Consider the following 18,094-nt stretch of genomic DNA (forward strand, 5'->3'; position numbering starts at 1 on the left):
ACGAAAAACTCCCCTGTGAGGCACACTACAGTCCATGGAATTATTGCTGACTTACCTCGGCGTGGTTTTCATCTGTGGACTCATCGCCTGGGCCGTGCGGCTGCCGCCCCTGATCGGCTTCCTTGCCGCCGGTTTCGCACTCCACGCCGCGGGTGTGGAGCACGTCGAGTCCCTCGACCTCTTCGCTGATATCGGCGTGACCCTCATGCTCTTCGCCATCGGCCTGCGCCTCGACCTGAAGGCGCTCACCGATAAGGCAGTCTGGCTTACGGCCAGCGCCCACGTCCTGGTCATGACGCTCGTCGGCGCGGGATTCATCACCGCCCTCGGTGCGCTCGGTGCTTTCGGTCCCACCAGTTTCCAGGTGGCCGTCAACGTCGCGCTGGTCTTGAGCTTCTCCAGCACCATCGTGGTCATCAAAATCCTGCAGGACCGAGGCGACGAGCAGGCTCTCTACGGGAATATCTGCATCGGCGTGTTGATTATGCAGGACATTCTCGCGGTGGCCTTTATGAGCATCCTGCGCGGCGAGCCGCCACACCTGGCTTCCCTGCTGCTTGTCGTGATCGTGCCAGTGCTGGCCCTGACCACCCGCCGTTGGTACAAGCTCGGCCACGGTGAACTCGGGGCTCTATTCGGCATCGCCATGGCACTGATCCCCGGCTACGCGCTTTTCGAGTGGGTCGGGCTTTCCGGCAGCCTCGGCGCACTGATCATGGGCGTGGTTCTCTCCCGCTCCCCCGGTGCTGAACAGCTCAGCCACTCCCTGTTCACACTCAAGGAGCTGTTGCTGGTCGGATTCTTCGTCAACATCGGATTCATGGGGCTGCCGAATTGGCAGAACGTTGCCGACGCCGCCCTACTCCTCCTCTTGCTCCCCGTTCAGGCCGCCGCCTACTGGGCGATCCTGTGGTCCCTGGGGCTGCGCAACCGCACCTCTGTGCTCGCGGCGCTCCTGCTGGCCAACTACTCGGAGTTCGCGCTCATCATCGCCGCCGTTGGCGTTCAGGACGGCTGGCTCAACCAGCGCTGGCTGCTCTCCCTGGTGCTTGCAGTCTCCATCAGCTTCGTCATCTCCGCGATCTTCAACCCGCAGAGCGTGTCCCGCGCCACCCACCTGGCTAAGCGCCTGCCCGTGCGCCCACCGCACAAAATCCACCCGGAGGACCGCCCCATCGAGCTCGGCGACGCCCACGCTCTCGTGCTCGGCGTCGGCCGCGTCGGGCTTGCGTGCTACAACGAGCTCAGCGAAGTCTACGGGGCCAAGATCTTGGGCGTGGAGCACGACCCCGCCCGGGTTCGCCACCTGCAGGAACGCGGCTACAACGTCGTGGAAGGCGACGCGACGGATATCGACTTCTGGGAGCGGGTGAAAGACAGCCACCAGATCGACATGATCATGCTCGCCATGCCCGCCCAGCACGCGAACGTGGATACCGTCAAGGAGATCCACGCCTCCCATGTGGACACCGAGGAGTGCACCATCAGCTCGGTGGCGATGTACCGGGAGGACGTCGAAGCCCTCGAGGAGCTCGGCCTGGACGTCGTCGTCCACCTGCAGGACGGTGCCGGCGAGTCCCTGGCGGAGCGAACCTTCCTGAACCAGGAGCAACGCCGCTCCCAGCTGCAGTAGTGCTACGTCGAGCTAGGTTCGCTTCGCGTAACGCATCCCCTCGATGACCTCACCGTTATCGAAGATGACGGGGCGGCCGTACTCCAAGCCCGGCCCGTCGTCGTACTTCTGCATCAGGTAGTCGTTGAGCTGCTGCATGTCCTTGACCAGAATGGCCTGATAGGGCATGTCGAAGGCGATCTTCTCCAGGAAAAGGAGCTTGCCGTCGTAGGGCACTGCGACCCCAGTGTGACCAACGAAGAGGGTGGCCGGGTCTGTCAGGGTGTCGTGGGAGAACATCGAGATCACGCGCGCCTTCGTATCCTCGAACGTGATGCCGCGATCCTTGGCGTAGGCCTTGATATCCGCAATGTGCTGGCCCGAGTCCTGGTCCTTGGTGGTCGGGATCGCACCGTAGAGAGCGTCGAAGCGCTGGTGCTCGGCGCTGGTCAGGATCTCCTTCGGCGCGTTTTTGAGGGACTCCTCGTCGATAAACAGCAGCGAGGTGTCTGGGTTGGATTCGTCCTCGACGCTGAACAGGGACTGCGCCAGCGTGAAGGTGTTGATCCGGCAGTTGGTGCCCGCGTAATGCTGGCCGTGATGCTTCTGCCACGCACTGGTCAGCGCCTCGACGTCGTACTCCGGGTCCTGGGTGCCGTAGTCCCGGAAACCGCTGGAGATGAGGCTGTCGGTCGGCACCGCGCTGTTGTACTCGGTCACAAGGTCGAAGAAGCGGTCGATGTTCTCCTTCGGGAGCCCGGCGTCTTCAAGCGCGCTGCGGGCGAGGTCCTGGGACGCCGAGTCGACGAGGTTGCTGATCCTCACGCCAGCCAGCAGTTCTTCAGGCCCCTGGTCCGCGGCCGTGGGCGTGGGCTGCTGAGCGGAGTTCGCCCCGCCAGACTGCTGCTCGCCGGTTTGCTGAGCACCGGGGCTCTGTTCGCTCGAGCTCTGCTGCTCGTTGGGGGCAGAATCCTCCGCAGACGCGCAGGCCGTCGCAAGCAAGCAAGCCGCAAGAATGGGGAGGCTAAGAGAAGGAAAACGCATGAGGACATGCTCGCCCCGCGCCTACCCTCGGCAGGCGCTGCAGGGGACGATTATTCTGGAAATATGACTTATTCCAGTGTGATCACCAAGCCTCAGCCCAGCGACGTCGAAATCGCACAGGCTCACATCCTCGAGCCCATCGCGGACATCGCCGAGCGCGCCGGAATCCCCGCCGAAGCACTCATCCCCTACGGCACCACTAAGGCCAAGGTGGACGTCCCCGCCCTGCGCACCACCGACGTATGGGACAAGCCCCTGGGCCGCACCGTCCTCGTGACAGCCATGTCCCCCACCCCCGCGGGCGAAGGCAAGTCCACCACCCTGATCGGCCTGGCTGACGCCCTGCGCACCGCCGGGAAGAACACCATCGTCGCCATCCGCGAACCGTCCCAGGGCCCAGTCATGGGCATCAAGGGTGGCGCGGCCGGCGGCGGCTACGCGCAGATCGTCCCGATGGAGGACATCAACCTCCACCTCACCGGCGACATGCACGCCCTCACCGCCGCAAACAACACCCTCGCTGCCCTCATCGACAACCACATCCAGCAGGGCAACGAGCTCGGCATCGACCCGCGCCGGGTCACCTGGCGCCGTTGCATGGACGTCAACGACCGCAGCCTGCGTTCCATCGTCACCGGTCTTGGCGGACCAGCCCACGGCACCCCGCGTGAGGCTGGGTTCGACATCACCGCCGCCAGCGAGATGATGGCGATCCTCTGCCTCGCCACGGACCTGGCTGATCTGAAGGCTAAGCTCGCCAACATCGTGATCGGCCAGACTTATAGCGGCGGGCCGGTGACCGTAGGCGACCTGCAGGTCGAGGGCGCGCTCACCGCCCTGCTGCGCGACGCGCTGAACCCGAACCTCGTGCAGACCCTCGGCGGCACCCCGGCGCTGATCCACGGTGGCCCCTTCGCCAACATCGCGCACGGCTGCAACAGCCTCATCGCCACCCAGACCGCCCGCCGTCTCGGTGACATTGTCGTCACGGAAGCCGGCTTCGGCTCCGACCTCGGCGCGGAGAAGTTCTTCGACATCAAGGCCCGCGAGGGCGGCATCGACGTGGACGCGGCCGTCGTCGTCGCGACCATCCGCTCCCTGAAGTACAACGGCGGCGTCGCGAAGGAGGACCTGAACAGCGAAAACCTGGCCGCCCTGGACGAGGGACTGAAGAACCTCGAGCGCCACGTGAAGAACATGGAGAAGTTCGGCACCACCCCGGTCGTCGCGCTGAACCTCTTCACCTCCGACACCGACGTCGAGCGCGAACACGTCGCCGAGTGGGCTGAAAAGCTGGGCGTGCGCCTGGCCGAGTCCACCGTCTGGGCCGAAGGCGGCGCCGGTGCTGCCGAGCTGGCGGAGCAGGTGCTCGAGGTCATCGAGTCCGGCCAGGCCCCGAATGCCGGCTCCCAGCAGCTCTACGATCCGGCCGAGGGGATTGCCGAGTCCATCAAGACCATCGCGACCCGCATCTACGGCGCTAGTGGCGTGGAGTTTTCCACCAAGGCCAAGAAGGACCTGCAGTTCCTCGCCGATCACGGCTGGGACAAACTGCCCGTGTGCATCTCCAAGACGCAGTACAGCTTCTCCGACGACCCGGCGGAGCTGGGCGCGCCGGAAGGACACGTGCTGCACGTCCGCGAACTGCTCCCACGCCTGGGCGCGGGCTTCGTCGTGGCGCTGACCGGGCAGGTGATGACGATGCCGGGGCTGCCGAAGCGCCCCGCAGCAGAGCAAATCGATGTCGCCGAGGACGGCACGATCGCCGGACTGTTTTAGCGGCAAAAATGGGACTACACTGAGCTTCGTGCAGAATCAGGTACTCACGAAGCGACGTCCCCGCCCGGTCTTCGACCGCGGCCCCAGGCCCTACATGCGAGGGCGGTTACACACCGCCGCCGCGTGGTACTTTGGCGGGATGGGCACCGCCCTCACAATCGTGGCGCTGGCGAAATTCGGCATCTCCTGGATGTCCCTGACCACCGCCCTCTACGCGCTGTGCCTGGCCGGGATGCTGAGTGTAAGCGCCCTCTATCACCGGGTTCCGTGGCGCTCCGCGGCGGCGGTCAACAGCTGGCGGCGGGCCGACCACGCCATGATCGCGATCTTCATTGCCGGCACCTATGGGCCGGTAACGGTCGCCGCATTCGGCGCGCGGTGGTTCACCGGCTGGGCCTGGTTTAACACCGGCGGATTGTGGATCTTGGCGGTGTGCTGGCTCGCCGCGCTGGCCGCGGTCGTGCTGAACCTGGTGTGGATCGACCACCCGCGGTGGCTCGACGCCGCCACCTACCTCACGCTCGGTTGGCTGGCAGCTATCGGCGCCGTGGGCTACTACCAGCAGCTTGGGGTCGCTGTGAGCCTGTTGATGCTGCTCGGCGGGCTGGTCTACTCGCTCGGTGCGGTGATCTACGCCAAGCAGTGGCCGAACCCCTCCCCTCGTTGGTTCGGCTTCCACGAGGTCTTCCACGCTGCCACCATCGTGGCAGCGCTTCTGCACCACATCGCAATCTGGGTGCTCGTGCTCCGCTAGAAGCTCGGGGTAGCTTCCGCTAGCGCTTCTTTTTCTTCTCCCGGATGCGGATCGCGATGCGCACCGGGGAGCCCTCGAAGCCGAAGGTCTCGCGCAGCTTGCGCTCCAGGAAGCGGCGGTAGCCGTGCTCCAGGAAGCCCGTGGTGAACAGCACGATCACCGGCGGGCGGGACGAGGCCTGCGTGGCGAAGAGCACGCGCGGCAGGCGACCGCCACGCATCGGTGGCGGAGTCTCCGCGATGACCGCACGCAGCCAGGTGTTCAACTGTCCGGTAGGAATGCGCTGATCCCAGCTATCCAGAGCCTCCATCATCGCCGGTTCCAGCTTCTGCAGAGCACGACCAGTCTTAGCGGAGATATTCACCCGGCGGGCCCACGGCACGTGCGAAAGCTGCAGATCGATCTCCCGCTCCAGCAGCTCCCGGCGATCCTCGTCCACCAGGTCCCACTTATTGAACGCCACGACCAGAGCCTTGCCGGCATCCAGGATCATCCGCAGCACGCGCTGATCCTGCTCCGCGATCGGCTCGGAGGCGTCCGCCAGGAACACCACGACCTCACTGGCATCAATCGCGGCACGGGTGCGCAGCGAGGCGTAGTACTCGTGCCCCACCGCGTTCTTCACCTTCTTGCGGATACCGGCGGTATCCACGAAGCGCCAGGTGCGCTCCTCCAGCTCGACGATGGAGTCCACCGGGTCCACCGTGGTACCCGCGACGTTATCCACCACCGAGCGCTGCTCGCCGGAGATCTTGTTCAGCAGCGAGGACTTGCCCACGTTCGGCCGGCCCACCAGCGCCACACGGCGCGGGCCGGAAACCACCGAGAGCTCGCGCGGCGTCTCCGGGAAGACCTCCAACAGCTTGTCCAGCACATCTGCCGCGCCGCGCCCGTGCAGCGCGGAGACTGGATACGGGTTGTCCAGGCCAAGCGCCCAGAACTCAGCCATGTCCGCGTACTGCGTATCGGACTCGAACTTATTGGCCACCACGATCACCGGCACGTCGGAGCGCTGCAGCTTGCGGGCGATAACCTCGTCGGTTTCGGTGATGCCGACCTTCGTATCCACTACGAAGACGATCGCATCCGCCGTGGCCATCGCGGTCTCCGCCTGGCGGGCGATTGCGGCGTGAATGCCCTTGGCGTCCGGGTCCCAGCCGCCGGTGTCCTGCACCCAGAAGCGGCGCCCACCCCAGTCGCCCAGGTAGGAGATTCGGTCGCGGGTCACACCCGGGAAGTCCTCCACCACGGCCTCACGGCGCCCGATGAAGCGGTTGACCAGCGTGGACTTACCCACGTTTGGTCGACCGACGATCGCCACCGTGCACAGCGCTTCCTTCTGTGCTTCGAGCTCATCGGCGATTCCGAAGGCTTCCTCGATGGACTCCCAGTCGGTGTCCTCCTCGTCGGATTCCAGCAGGTCGAAGTTCTCCGCCTGCAGGTAGTGCTCGCCGAGCTGCTCCGGGTCGACCTCCCAGGTCTCGCCGTCCCAGTTCTCGGGGTCCCAGTTCTCCAGGTCCTCCTCGGATACTTCCTGCACCGAGGCGTCCCCATCAGCAGGGACGACGTGCCCCTCAACCGTGCGGAACACCAGACCACCGGTGCTCTCCGCGCCGTCGGCTGGGATAGCGGAGTCCAGGTCCGATTCCTCGATCAGGCCGGCGATCGCCTCGATGACCTCATCGATGCTCATCTCGCCGGTGTCGAGCATGGTGGCATCCTCTGCCGGGCGCAGCGGGGAGGTCTCGCGGGTGGAGTCTGCCTCGTCGCGGCGCTGGACGTCAGCCAGGACTGCCTCGAAGGTGACCTCGCGGCCAGCGGCGGTGTCCTGGTCGAAGCGGCGCTGCGCGCGCACTTCAGCGCTGGCGGTCATGTACACCTTCACCGGGGCGTCCGGGAGCACGACCGTGCCGATGTCGCGGCCCTCGACGACGCAACGGCCAGCAGCGGCGGCAAGGTCTCGCTGCAGCTGCACCAGGTTGGTGCGGACCTCCGGGATCGCGGCGACGGCGGAGACATGCGCGGTAACCTCCGGGCCACGGATGTCGGCGGAGACGTCCTCTCCGTCCAGCAGAACCTCGGTGGACTGCGGGTCCTCGTTGACCTGCAACGGCAGCTGGGAGGTCGCCTCGATGATGGCCTCGGTCGCAGCCGGGTCGGCCGGATCGATGCCGGCCTTCAGCACGTGCAGGGTCGCCACGCGGTACATCGCACCCGTATCCAGGTAACGCGCGCCCGCGTACTGGGCGATGCGGCGGGAGACGGTGGACTTACCGGTCCCCGACGGGCCGTCGATGGCCAGCAGGAACCCGCCCTCCTCGAGGTTGTCAATCAGCGCGAGCTGGGAGAAATCAGCGTTCATATCAGTAGTCATCCTTGAAGTCCTCCCGGCTTACAGGCCCACGGCCTTGTACAGGCTGGTCAGTTCCGAACGGTTGAGCGCGCGCACGCTCCCCGGCTTCTGGTCGCCGAGCTGCACCGTGTGAATCTTGGTGCGCACCAGCGCCTGGACCGGGAAGCCCGCGGCCTTCAGCAGGCGGCGCACGATGTGCTTGCGGCCCTCGTGCAGCTCCAGTTTGATCAGGGACTTGCCCTGCCAAACGTCCACGATCTGGACGTCATCGGCCTTCGCGATGCCGTCGTCCAGCTCGATGCCCTTCTTCAGCTCGTGGACCAGGCCCTTCTTCGCCTCGCCCAGCACGGTGGCCATGTAGGTCTTGGAGACCTCGTAGCTGGGGTGCATGAGGCGGTTGGCGAGCTCACCGTCGTTGGTGAGCAGCAGCAGGCCCTCGGTCTGGGCGTCCAGGCGGCCGACGTGGAACAGGCCCTGGCCCTGCTTGAGGCGCTCGTCGATGAAGTTGCCCACCGACGGACGGCCCATGTCGTCGCTCATCGTGGACTGGACGCCGCGCGGCTTGTTGAAGATGTAGTAGTGCATCTCGTCGTTGACCTGGACGCGCACCCCGTCGACGCGGACGACGTCCTTATTCGGGTCGATGCGCACGCCCATCCGGTCCACGACCTTGCCGTTGACCTCGACGCGGCCCGCGGCGATGAGCTTCTCGCTCATGCGGCGGCTGGCCACGCCGGCGGCTGCCAGGACCTTCTGCAGGCGGACCTTGTCTTCCGCAGCTGGGGCGGCCTTCTGCTCTGACTTTGTGACGTGCTGGTGGCGGGCCGGCTTGGCCTTCGGGACGAAGGTCTCGGCGCCGCCGGGCTTCGCAGCGTTCTTTTCCGGTATGCCATCTCGGCGAGCGGGTGTATTCAAATTATGTCCTTATTTGCTCAAAGTCTTTGAGGTACGCAGCCCAGTCTAGATCAGTAATCGGATTCGATCGATTCCACATCCGGCAGCAGCGGGGCCAAGTCCGGCAGCTCGTCCAGCGATTCGATGCCCAGCTGCTCCAGCAGCAGATCGGTGGTCTCGTAGAGGTGGGCGCCACCCGGTCCTGCGGCTGCGGTTTCTTCCTCCCCCTCGGCTGCCACCTCAACCTGTCGGATCAGCCCGCGCAGCGCCAACGTCCGCATCACGCCATCGCAGTTCACCCCGCGCACCGCCGCGACCTGGGAGCGGGTCACCGGCTGTCGATAAGCCACCACGGCCAGGGTCTCCAAGGCAGCCCGAGACAGGCGCTGTTGGGTGCCTTGAAGGATCTTCGCCTCCACCACATCCGAGTTCTCGGGCCGGGTGTATAGGCGCCACAGCCCCTCGCGCTCCCGCAGGTCGAAACCGGAACCACGGGCGTCGAACTCCTCAGCGATCTGGCGCAGCACGTCCTCCACCTGGGAGCTATCCACACTGCAGGCCTCGGCGAGCTCCTCGGCAGCCACGGGCTCGTCGGAGACCAGCAGCAGGGATTCCACCCGGCTACGCAGCTGGGACACCGCGGGCAGGTGCAGGTGTTCTTCACTCATGGTCCAGGGCTCTCCTTCTCAGGTTCATCAGGGGGAATGTGGTGCTGGGGCTAATCCCAGTTCGACGCTGCGACAACCTGCGGATCCACGTCCAGGCCGGTCCAGGCCACCAGCATTTCCTCCAGCGGCGTGGGCTGTTCCACCCCAATGGCGCGGGCCTTGTACAACTCCAGCAGAGCGAGGAAACGGCCCACCACCACGATGGATTCCTCCGCGTCGCTAATCAGCGAGTCAAAGTTCACCCACTTATTCTCCCCCGCGATCTTCAGCGTGTTGAGGATCTTGCCGGCCTGCTTCGGCACCGAGACCGCAGGCGCGTGGACGTGGCCGGTCTGCACCCCCTCCGGACGGGGCCGGAAGACATGGGCGGCCAGCTCCGCGAAGCTCTCCTTCGTGTGCTTAATCTCCACCGGTGGCAGCAGATTGGCGTAGCGGTCCTCCAGAGAGAGCGCCACCGGATAGCTGCGAGCCGCACCCCGCTGCCACTCAGCGAAGAGATCCGCGACTTGCTTATAGGCCTTGTACTGCAGCAGGCGGGCGAACAGAAGGTCGCGGGACTCCAGCAGCTCCAGGTCGGCCTCGTCGTCGACCTCGCCGCGAGGAACCAGACGGGCGGCCTTCAAATCCAGCAACGTGGAAGCAACGAGCAGGAACTCCGTGACCTCATCCAGGTCCTCAGCGGACTGAGACAGACCCCGGGTATAGGCGATGAACTCGTCGGTGACCTCGGCCAGCGCGATCTCCGTGATATCCAGCTTGTGCGAGTGAATCAGCTGGAGCAGCAGGTCGAAGGGGCCGTCGAAGTTCGCGAGCGCGACCCGGAACCCCGTGAGCTCCGGTTGCTGGGAATCTGTCACGCGAACCTACTTTTCTGCCACCACGCTGACCAGCGCGGGGCGTGGCCTAGTGCTGCTCGGCGACCCGCTGGATGACCTCCGCCGCGAGGTTGCGGTACTGGATCGCACCGGAGGACTTCGGGGCCCACGTGCTGATCGGCTCGCCGGCCACAGAGGTCTCCGGGAAGCGGACGGTGCGGGTGATGACCGAGTCGAAGACCTTGTCCCCGAATGCCTCAACGAGGCGCTCCATGACCTCGCGGGCATGCAGGGTGCGGCGATCGAACATGGTCACCAGGATGCCCAGGACTTCGAGCTTGAAGTTAAGGCGGTCACGCACCTTCTCGACCGTGTCCATCAGCAGCGCAAGGCCGCGCAGGGAGAAGTACTCGGACTCCACCGGGATCATCACGGAGTCTGCACAGGAGAGCGCGTTGACGGTGAGCAGGCCGAGCGAAGGCTGGCAGTCGATGATGATGAAGTCGTAGTCCTTCATCACCGGGCGCAGGGCTCGCGCAAGCGCCTGCTCGCGGCCGACCTCGTTGACGAGCTGGATCTCCGCAGCGGAGAGGTCGATGTTCGCAGGAACCAGGTCGAGGTTCTCGACACCGCTGGGCAGGATGGCGTCGAAAATGGAGGAGGAATTGTCGACGAGGAGGTTGTGGACGGTGACGTCCAGCTCCTCGTGGCTGATCCCCAGGCCGGCAGACAGCGCGCCCTGCGGGTCGAGGTCGACGAGGAGAACTTTACGACCGAACTCCGCGAGTGCAGCACCCATGTTGATCGTCGAGGTGGTCTTGCCGACCCCACCCTTCTGATTACACATGGCGATGATGGTCGCAGGCCCATGAGAGGACAGCGGCTCCGGGTCTGGCAGCGGGCGCATGGGGCGCCCCGTGAGCCCGAGTTCTTGCTCGGGCTTATCGAAAAGCGCGTCGGAGCTCTGCACTGTCAAGCCCTCTCCCTTGTCTAACGGTCATTTTAGAGCGCGGTTGGCGCTCCCACTACACATAGATTACGCGTAGATTACGCCGGTGCAATTCCCTCCACCCCATTTTTCGCAGGCTTTTCGGCCAGGTCAGTTGAGTTCAAAGCCAAGGTTGATACTAGGCAAGGCTTAAGCCTTGAAAGGTCTCTAGTTCGAGCGCGGGTGGCTCTCCGACCATGCCTCCCGAAGGTGGTCCGGGCTCACCTTCGTATAGATCTGGGTGGTCACCACATTGCTGTGGCCGAGCAGTTCCTGCACCACGCGGATGTCCGCCCCGCCCTCCAAGAGGTGCGTGGCAAAAGAGTGCCGGAAGCTGTGCGGACTCACCCCAGCGACCCCGGCCTTCTCACTGACCGACGAGACCATGTTGAACGCCGACTGACGCCCCATCCGCCCGCCATTGCGGTTGAGAAACAGCGCCGCCGAACCCTTCTTGTTGAATGCCGGACGGACCCGCACCAGGTAGTGCTGCAACGCATCCAGCGCCGGATCCCCCACCGGGACGACCCGTTCCTTCGAACCCTTGCCCCGGACGATGATGAGCTTCTCGGTCGGGTCCACGTCGTCGACGTCCAGCCCCAGCAGCTCGCTGACGCGCGCGCCGGTGGAGTACAGCATCTCCAGCAACGCGCGGTCGCGGATCTGGATAAGCGACGCGGCGTCGTCGTTCGGGCAGGATTCCAGGATCGCGGTCACCTCGGCGATGCTGAGCGCCTTCGGGATGCTCGCCGCCTGACCGGGGCGCGCGACGTCGTCCGCGACGTCCCCTTCGGTGACACCTTCGCCAGTCAGGAAGCGGTGGAAGTTCCGCACCGCCGCAAGAATTCGTGCACGCGTGGAGGCCGCCAGCCCCTCCCCTTTGGCCAGCGAGGCCATGAAGGACTCGATATCCCCCGTATTCAGCTCGGTCACGCTGCGCGCGCCCAGCCACGCCAGGTAACGGTCCGTGTCCCGACGGTAGCTATCCAGCGTGTTGCGGGAGAGGTTCCGCTCCAGTCGGAGGTGTCGCAGCCACCGTTCCCGGTGCTGCAGGTTCGCCTCCTGCGCGTCCGCCGTCACCGACGCCGCCTGCGCCTAGTTCTTACCGACGGTGGCGGCCTTGGCGTTGGTCGCCGCGCCGTAGTGGCCAGCGTCTCCGCCAGCCTGTTCCTTCAGCGCTCGCACCGCAGTGATGCGGCCCGCACTGCGCTGGACGTTGTCCACCGTGGACAGCTTCTCGGCATAAGCCCGCTCGTTGCGCACGATGCCCAGCGCGGCCTTCTTATCCGCACTGCCGGACTCGCCCACCAGCACCGCGCCCGGCATCTGGCTATCCAGGCCGGCAGCGAAATCAGCGATGAACTGCGCGCCGTAACCCGACTCATCGGCGGTCACGCCCTTGTTGGTCACGATCAGGGCCAGGTCCACGCCCTCGTCGCCAAGGTCTGCGGGCTTCTTCAGCACCCCGTTTTTCTCCAGTGCACCGAAGACGACGGCCCGGTCCGAGGCGCTGGCGGTTCCCCCGCCGCGGTTGCCCTCGCTAGCACCCTCGCGACCCTCACCGCGATCGCGGTTCTGCTCGCCCTCCGCGGACTTCTCAGCCTTCGGCAGCGTCGAGCTCAGCGCAGCACCCAGCAGTTGGCCGGTGTGCATGCCCGGGCTTAGCACCTCCTCGCTGAGCTGGGCGCCCGCGGGCAGGCTGTTGGCCGCCACGGACTTCAGCTTGTCGCCCTTCTCCGGGTTCAGCATCTCCTCGGTCACCGGCAGTGGGGTGACCTCCGCCCCCGCCTTGTCCACCAGCCAGCGCAGTCGATCAACGGTCTCGCGGTCGGCGTCCGGGAAAGAGATCAGCGCGACCGTCTTCCCCTCCAGCTCACCGGCAACAGCCTTCGCAGCCAGCCCAGCGACGACGTCATCCGAAGCCTGGGCATCACGATCCGCGGCGTCGGCGTCCTCGCGGGCAGCGGTGAGCTCCTGGGCGCTCGTCCCCGCACCACCGGCAGCCCCCGGAACGTTCGGGGCCAGCACGTAAACCCCGCCCAGTACGCCAAGGGCAATGCCGAAGCCGAGGCCGGCAATCGTTCCAGACTTACTCACGAGCGACTCCCTAGTTCTTAAACAGGCCCTGCACGCTGAGTGCCAGGTTATTCCACGAATCGATCAGGTTATCCACGAACCCAGCATCGCCAGAGAAGCCGGCGATGAGGATGATCACCAAGATCGCGGCCAGCACGCCGATCAGCGCCCACAGCCACCCGGAGCCGGACTTCGAGACGCGGTAAAGCTCGGCGATGGAGCTGGCGTCCACGAACTTCGGACCAACGCGCAGGCGGGATAGCAGAGCGGACGGGGTGTCCTCAGATTCCGTCTCAGAAAAGACGCGATCCAGGTCCCACTTCTCGCCGAGGTGAACCACCATCGACGCGCCGTGGTAGTCGGCCAGCAGCAGCGCCAGGTCGGTCGGGTTCTTCGTCGCCGCCGGGAAGGTCATCGCGCCGACGCCGAGATCCTGGATACGCTCCAGGCCCTGCGCGTAGCCGTCCGCCTCCGCGGGAAGGACGACGGTCGCGCCGGAACGCAGCGATTCGGAACCGATGTTTTCCGGGTTACCGACGATGACGGCCGGGCGGTAGCCCAGCTCCAGCAGTTCGTCAGCGGCGGACTCGATCGCGACGATGATCGGGTCGTACTCGCGCAGGAAGAAGCGCAGGTCGCGCAGCTGGTCCTTCAAATCCGGCAGCGGGCTGATCACCATGACCTTGCGGTCCACCATGTCCACGTCGACGTCCGGGATGCCCAGGCCGTCGATCAGCAGTGGGGACTCGGAGCGGGCGAGCTCCGCGGTATTGCCAGCCAGGGCGTCGAGGTGATCGCCGAGGGCCGAGCGGGCGTCATCGAAGCGCTGCATCGAGGCGTCCAGATCGAGGATCGCGCCGCTGCCGAGGGAACGATCGCCGTAGTAGAGGTGCCCGCCCTCCAGGCGGCCCTTCTTACCGTTCTTGACCTTCTCGGTGATCTCCGGATCCACATTCTCCACGAGCTCGATGCCTGCGTCGAGCAACATCTGCGGACCAAAGTTTGGCACCTGACCAGTGGTGAACTGGGCGGTATTGACCACCCCGGCCACGCCGGCGTCGATGAAACGCTGCGCGGTGGCGCGGTTAATATCCGGAGCAGAAATGACGACGATATCCCCCTCGGAGATCTTCGTCTTAGACCAAGCTTTGGGGCCGGTGAGGTTCCGGGTAGCCCCGGTAATGCCAGGTTTTTCTGATCGGGAAAACATCATGCGTACCATTTTGCTGCTTAACCGCTGGATTCTCGGTTAGGCGCGCCGATGTTTTAGTGCTTCTTCGCCTCCACAGCCATCGCCATGAGCTCCTCGGCGTGGGCCCGGCCCGTATCGGACTCCAGGCCCGCGAGCATGCGGGCGAGCTCCGCCACCCGCTCCTCCTCGCTCAGTGTGCGCACGCTCGAGGAGACGGTCGTGGAGCTGGCGGTCTTATCCACGTAGATATGAGCATCCGCGAAGGCAGCGACCTGCGGCAGGTGCGTCACCACGATCACCTGGTTCTCGCGGGCAAGCGCAGCCAGGCGGCGCCCGATCTCCACCGCGGCCTTCCCGCCCACGCCCGCGTCAACCTCGTCGAAGACCATCGTGCGCCCGCTACTGGCCAGGATCACCTCGATGGCGAGCATGATGCGGGAAAGCTCACCACCGGACGCGCTGGAGCCCAGCGCGGTGCGGTGCCCGCCCTGGACCAACTGGAACTCGCACTCGTCGAGGCCCTGTGGGTTCGGGTCCACCCGCTTGAGGTCCACCTCGACGCTGGCGTGCATGTGCAGCCCCGAGATCTCCTCGGTGACCGCCTTGCCGAACTCCTTGGCTGCTTTTTCACGCGCGGCGGAGAGCTTACGGCCGACCTTGAGCATCGCCGCCTCCTTCTCCGCGACCTGCTTGGCGAGCTCCGCCAGCGCATCGTCGGAGACATCGAGCGTGGCGAGCTTCTCGCGAGCCTCGTCTCGCCAGGCGATCGCACCATCCACGTCCACCGCGAAACGGCGCAGCTGGCGGAGTTCCTGCTGGCGCTCCAGCAGCTCCTCCAGCTCTTCGGGATCGGGAATATCCACCAGCTCTTGGCCCAGGTCCAGTGCAATATCCGAGAGCAGGGAGTTGACCTCCCCGATGCGCTCGGCAAGCTCCGCCAACTTCGCGTCGCCGCCCTGCAGCTCGGACTGCGCCTGGCCGAGCAGATCATTGGCTCCGCTGGACAACTCCCCCTCGCCCAGCTCCTCGCCGCCATCGATGAAGGAGATGGCGCGCTGCAGGGCGGAACGGACGTCGCTGGCGTCCTGCAGGCGAGAGATCCGGGACTTGAGGAACTCGTCCTCGCCCGGCTCCGGGTCGATCTCGTCGATGACCTCCAGGGCGCGTTGCAGGGTCTCGGCCTCCAGGGCCAGCTCCCGGCGATCCTTCGTGCGGGTTTCCAGCTCCTTCGCCGCAGCCAGCCACTCGCGTCGCAGCACGGCGAACTCGGTGGCCTGGCCCGTCAGGCCCGCGAATTCATCAATCGCAGCGAGCTGCTTCGTGGAATCTTTGAGCTGCAACTGGTCGTTCTGCCCATGGATGGTGATGACCTCCGCGGCGAACTGCCCCAGCACGCCCGCGGCGACCGTTTTTCCAGCGAGGTGCGCCCGGGAACGCCCGGACGCGGACACCGTCCGGGAGGCGATGTACTCCCCCTCGTCAGAGTAGCCCCCGAACTCAGAGACGATCTCCTCGACGCGTTCCTGAACTGCCGGGTCATCGTGGGAAAAGACCCCCTCCACGCTGGCACGCTCCGAACCAGCTCGCACCTTCGAGGCATCCGCCCGGTGCCCCGAGAGCAAACGCAGGCTGCTGACCACCATCGTTTTGCCGGCACCCGTTTCACCGGTGACGACAGTCAGTCCGCTGGCGAACTCGGCGGTGGCTTCTTCGATCACACCGAGGTTGGTGATGTGTAGGTCGTGGAGCATTCCAGAAAAGTCGCTTCTTGAGGTTTTGGGGACTCCCGGTCGTCGGGGTGAGTGAACTACTAGTGGCGTGGGCCGCGCCAACCGGTGATCGGCAGGCGGAACTTGTGCACCAGGCGGTCCGTGAACGGCGCCTGATCCAGGCGCACCCAGCGCACAGACTGCGGGCCGCGGCGGATCTCCACGCGCGCCCCTGGCGGCATGTGAATCTGACGGAAGCCATCCATCACCGCGGTAGCCGGCGAGGTCTCCGGGTTCGTCTCCACGGCGACGGAGGAATTCGGGGACACGACCAGCGGGCGGGAGAACAGCGTGTGGGCGTTGGACGGGACGACCAGGATGGCGTCCAGCTCGGGCCACAGCACCGGGCCACCGGCGGAGAACGCATAAGCGGTGGAGCCAGTCGGCGTCGATACCAGGACACCGTCACAGCCGAAGGAAGACACCGGGCGTTCGTCGACCTCGAGGATCGAGTCGAGCACGCCCTGGCGGTTCAGGTTCTCCACCGAGCACTCGTTGAGCGCCCAGCCGGTGCCGAGCACGCGGCCGTCCATATCGCGGACGGTAATCGACAGGGTCATGCGGTCTTCCACGCGGTAATCGTGCGCGATGACGCGCTCGATGGCCTCGGCGAGGGACTCCTGCTCCCACTCCGCGAGGAAGCCAATGTGGCCCATGTTGATGCCCAGCACGGGCACATCCGCGGAGTGCGCGATATCGGCTGCGCGCAGGAAGGTGCCGTCGCCGCCAAGGACGAGCACCATCTCGACCCCCTGCGCGGCCTCGCGGGTGTGTCCGAAACGTGGGAAGCGCCCCAGGATCTCGTGCCGGGCCACGGGAGCTGGATCGGCGGTTGCCATCACGCGGACGTTGATTCCGCCCTCGTGGAGTTGGGATGCCGCTTCGGCGGCCATGCCCAGGTTCTCATGCACCCCGGTGTGGGCGACGAGCAGCACCTCGCGCTGCTTCTCCTCACCAGGCGACTGGTTCTCGGCCTCCTGCTTGGGGGCCTCGTTGGCAGCCGTCACTGTGGTCCCTCCTTCACCGCCGTGGACACCATGGCCTCAAGTGTATCCATCGTTGGCGCCTGCTTTCCCCCATCTTTGGAAAGCCAGAGGAAATACTCCACGTTCCCGCTAGGTCCGGGAAGCGGAGAGGCAACGACGGCCTTCGTTGATAGACCATACTTCAAAGCCTCCCGCGCCACGTCGAGGGTCACCTCCGCGCGCAGCTCCGGGGAGCGCACGACCCCGCCGGGGCCCAGCCGGTTCTTGCCCACCTCGAACTGTGGCTTGACCATCGGCAACAGATCCGCACCCTCGGCCATGCACTCGGCGATGGCGGGGAGGACCAGCTTGATGGAGATGAAGGAGAGGTCCCCGACCATGACGTCCGCGGGGCCACCGATCGCTTCCGGGGTCAGCGTGCGGACGTTGGTGCGGTCCATCACGGTGACGCGGGGGTCGTTCTGCAGCCGCCAGATCAGCTGCCCGTAACCGACGTCCACCGCGAGCACTTCGCTAGCACCGCGGTCGAGGGCGACGTCCGTAAAACCACCGGTCGAGGCGCCGGCGTCGAGGACGCGTTTGCCTTCCAGGCTCAGCCCCTGCGGTTCGAAGGCGGCCAGTGCGCCGAGGAGCTTATGCGCCCCGCGGGAGGCCCAGTGATCCTCCTCAGACTCCGCGACCCGGATCGAGACCTCGGCATTCACGCCGGTCGCGGGCTTCTGGGCGAGCATGCCGTTGACCTGCACGCGGCCTTCCTTGATCATCTTCTGCGCCTGTTCGCGGGAGCGTGCGATCTTGCGGCGCACGAGTTCTGCATCGAGGCGTTGAAGCCGCTGACCTTTTTTTCGCCACCTGTGTGCTTTCCTTCTTCTTCCGCTGCTGGGTTCGACGGTGCTGGTTGTTTTCCGCGTCCTTTTTAGGACGCCGACATCGGGGGTTTAGCCCTGCCCGAGAGCCTTGCTGATCAGGCTGTGGGCTTGCTCCAGCATCTCGGCTTCCTCGGTGCCCTCCAGCCGCTGGCTGAGCAGCTCGTCGATATTCTCGGCGAGGTGATCGGCCTGTGCCTCCGGCGAGTTCGGGGTCGGCCCGCCCGCCTGGGCGGGCATGTGGCTGCCTGGTGTCGGTGCCGATCCTCGTGTGGGCTGGGGGTGCTGCATAGTGCTG

Annotated in this window: 15 protein-coding genes and 1 pseudogene; 3 read left to right on the plus strand and 13 right to left on the minus strand. The window is 65.7% G+C overall.

From position 1 onward, the window contains the following. Positions 1–34: 34 nt before the first annotated feature. Positions 35–1,633 (plus strand): cation:proton antiporter family protein, encoded by a 1,599-nt coding sequence (locus CU_RS05450; RefSeq protein WP_012360331.1) that lies wholly within the window; start codon positions 35–37, stop codon positions 1,631–1,633. Positions 1,634–1,645: 12 nt separating this feature from the next. Here CU_RS05450 and CU_RS05455 read toward each other — a convergent pair whose 3' ends face one another. Beyond that, positions 1,646–2,656 (minus strand): DUF4300 family protein, encoded by a 1,011-nt coding sequence (locus CU_RS05455; RefSeq protein ID WP_012360332.1) that lies wholly within the window; start codon positions 2,654–2,656, stop codon positions 1,646–1,648. Between the two features lie 63 nt (positions 2,657–2,719). On the opposite strand from CU_RS05455, the gene CU_RS05460 reads away from it, so the two are divergent. Continuing rightward, positions 2,720–4,435, plus strand: coding sequence for a formate--tetrahydrofolate ligase (locus CU_RS05460; RefSeq protein WP_012360333.1), 1,716 nt, complete (start codon positions 2,720–2,722; stop codon positions 4,433–4,435). Positions 4,436–4,529: 94 nt separating this feature from the next. Further along, positions 4,530–5,189 (plus strand): PAQR family membrane homeostasis protein TrhA, encoded by a 660-nt coding sequence (trhA, locus tag CU_RS05465; RefSeq protein ID WP_173362352.1) that lies wholly within the window; start codon positions 4,530–4,532, stop codon positions 5,187–5,189. Positions 5,190–5,208: 19 nt separating this feature from the next. On the opposite strand, the gene der is transcribed toward trhA, so the two are convergent. The 12 genes and pseudogenes from der to CU_RS05525 form a co-directional block, all read right to left on the minus strand. Beyond that, positions 5,209–7,563 (minus strand): bifunctional cytidylate kinase/GTPase Der, encoded by a 2,355-nt coding sequence (gene der, locus CU_RS05470; RefSeq protein WP_012360335.1) that lies wholly within the window; start codon positions 7,561–7,563, stop codon positions 5,209–5,211. Positions 7,564–7,581: 18 nt separating this feature from the next. Beyond that, positions 7,582–8,430, minus strand: coding sequence for a pseudouridine synthase (locus CU_RS05475; RefSeq protein WP_231837786.1), 849 nt, complete (start codon positions 8,428–8,430; stop codon positions 7,582–7,584). Between the two features lie 77 nt (positions 8,431–8,507). Next, the gene (scpB, locus tag CU_RS05480) at positions 8,508–9,104 is read right to left on the minus strand and encodes an SMC-Scp complex subunit ScpB (RefSeq protein WP_012360337.1); all 597 of its coding nucleotides are present in this window, start codon (positions 9,102–9,104) and stop codon (positions 8,508–8,510) included. 50 nt (positions 9,105–9,154) lie between these two features. Then, entirely contained in the window at positions 9,155–9,961 is an 807-nt protein-coding gene (locus CU_RS05485; protein WP_012360338.1) for a segregation and condensation protein A, read from the minus strand. Between the two features lie 46 nt (positions 9,962–10,007). Continuing rightward, the gene (locus CU_RS05490; RefSeq protein ID WP_173362353.1) at positions 10,008–10,826 is read right to left on the minus strand and encodes a ParA family protein; all 819 of its coding nucleotides are present in this window, start codon (positions 10,824–10,826) and stop codon (positions 10,008–10,010) included. Between the two features lie 249 nt (positions 10,827–11,075). Further along, positions 11,076–11,987, minus strand: coding sequence for a site-specific tyrosine recombinase XerD (gene xerD / locus CU_RS05495; RefSeq protein ID WP_012360340.1), 912 nt, complete (start codon positions 11,985–11,987; stop codon positions 11,076–11,078). Between the two features lie 15 nt (positions 11,988–12,002). After that, positions 12,003–13,004, minus strand: coding sequence for a copper transporter (locus CU_RS05500; RefSeq protein WP_012360341.1), 1,002 nt, complete (start codon positions 13,002–13,004; stop codon positions 12,003–12,005). Positions 13,005–13,014: 10 nt separating this feature from the next. Then, positions 13,015–14,205, minus strand: a complete 1,191-nt coding sequence (steA, locus tag CU_RS05505; protein WP_012360342.1) for a putative cytokinetic ring protein SteA — start codon at positions 14,203–14,205, stop codon at positions 13,015–13,017. Between the two features lie 44 nt (positions 14,206–14,249). After that, a complete protein-coding gene (gene recN / locus CU_RS05510; protein ID WP_012360343.1) occupies positions 14,250–15,926 on the minus strand; it encodes a DNA repair protein RecN in 1,677 nt (558 codons plus the stop codon). Between the two features lie 59 nt (positions 15,927–15,985). Next, on the minus strand, positions 15,986–16,951 hold the full coding sequence (locus tag CU_RS05515) for an NAD kinase (protein WP_012360344.1): 966 nt from the start codon (positions 16,949–16,951) through the stop codon (positions 15,986–15,988). Then, positions 16,948–17,763: pseudogene (locus CU_RS05520) on the minus strand (TlyA family RNA methyltransferase); the annotation flags it as partial. The pseudogene CU_RS05520 and the gene CU_RS05515, both read right to left, overlap by 4 nt. Positions 17,764–17,868: 105 nt before the next feature. Further along, positions 17,869–18,087 carry a hypothetical protein gene (locus CU_RS05525; RefSeq protein ID WP_231837613.1) on the minus strand — a complete coding sequence of 73 codons (219 nt, stop codon included), beginning with the start codon at positions 18,085–18,087 and terminating at the stop codon, positions 17,869–17,871. Positions 18,088–18,094: the final 7 nt, after the last annotated feature.

The organism is Corynebacterium urealyticum DSM 7109 (genome assembly GCF_000069945.1).
GTDB lineage: Bacteria > Actinomycetota > Actinomycetes > Mycobacteriales > Mycobacteriaceae > Corynebacterium > Corynebacterium urealyticum.

Coding starts and splice junctions, on each gene's coding strand:
- CU_RS05450 (WP_012360331.1), top strand. CDS start 35: ATGGAATTATTGCTGACTTACCTCGGCGTGGTTTTCATCTGTGGACTC.
- CU_RS05455 (WP_012360332.1), bottom strand. CDS start 2,656: ATGCGTTTTCCTTCTCTTAGCCTCCCCATTCTTGCGGCTTGCTTGCTT.
- CU_RS05460 (WP_012360333.1), top strand. CDS start 2,720: ATGACTTATTCCAGTGTGATCACCAAGCCTCAGCCCAGCGACGTCGAA.
- trhA (WP_173362352.1), top strand. CDS start 4,530: ATGCGAGGGCGGTTACACACCGCCGCCGCGTGGTACTTTGGCGGGATG.
- der (WP_012360335.1), bottom strand. CDS start 7,563: ATGACTACTGATATGAACGCTGATTTCTCCCAGCTCGCGCTGATTGAC.
- scpB (WP_012360337.1), bottom strand. CDS start 9,104: ATGAGTGAAGAACACCTGCACCTGCCCGCGGTGTCCCAGCTGCGTAGC.
- CU_RS05490 (WP_173362353.1), bottom strand. CDS start 10,826: ATGCGCCCGCTGCCAGACCCGGAGCCGCTGTCCTCTCATGGGCCTGCG.
- steA (WP_012360342.1), bottom strand. CDS start 14,205: ATGGTACGCATGATGTTTTCCCGATCAGAAAAACCTGGCATTACCGGG.
- recN (WP_012360343.1), bottom strand. CDS start 15,926: ATGCTCCACGACCTACACATCACCAACCTCGGTGTGATCGAAGAAGCC.
- CU_RS05525 (WP_231837613.1), bottom strand. CDS start 18,087: ATGCAGCACCCCCAGCCCACACGAGGATCGGCACCGACACCAGGCAGC.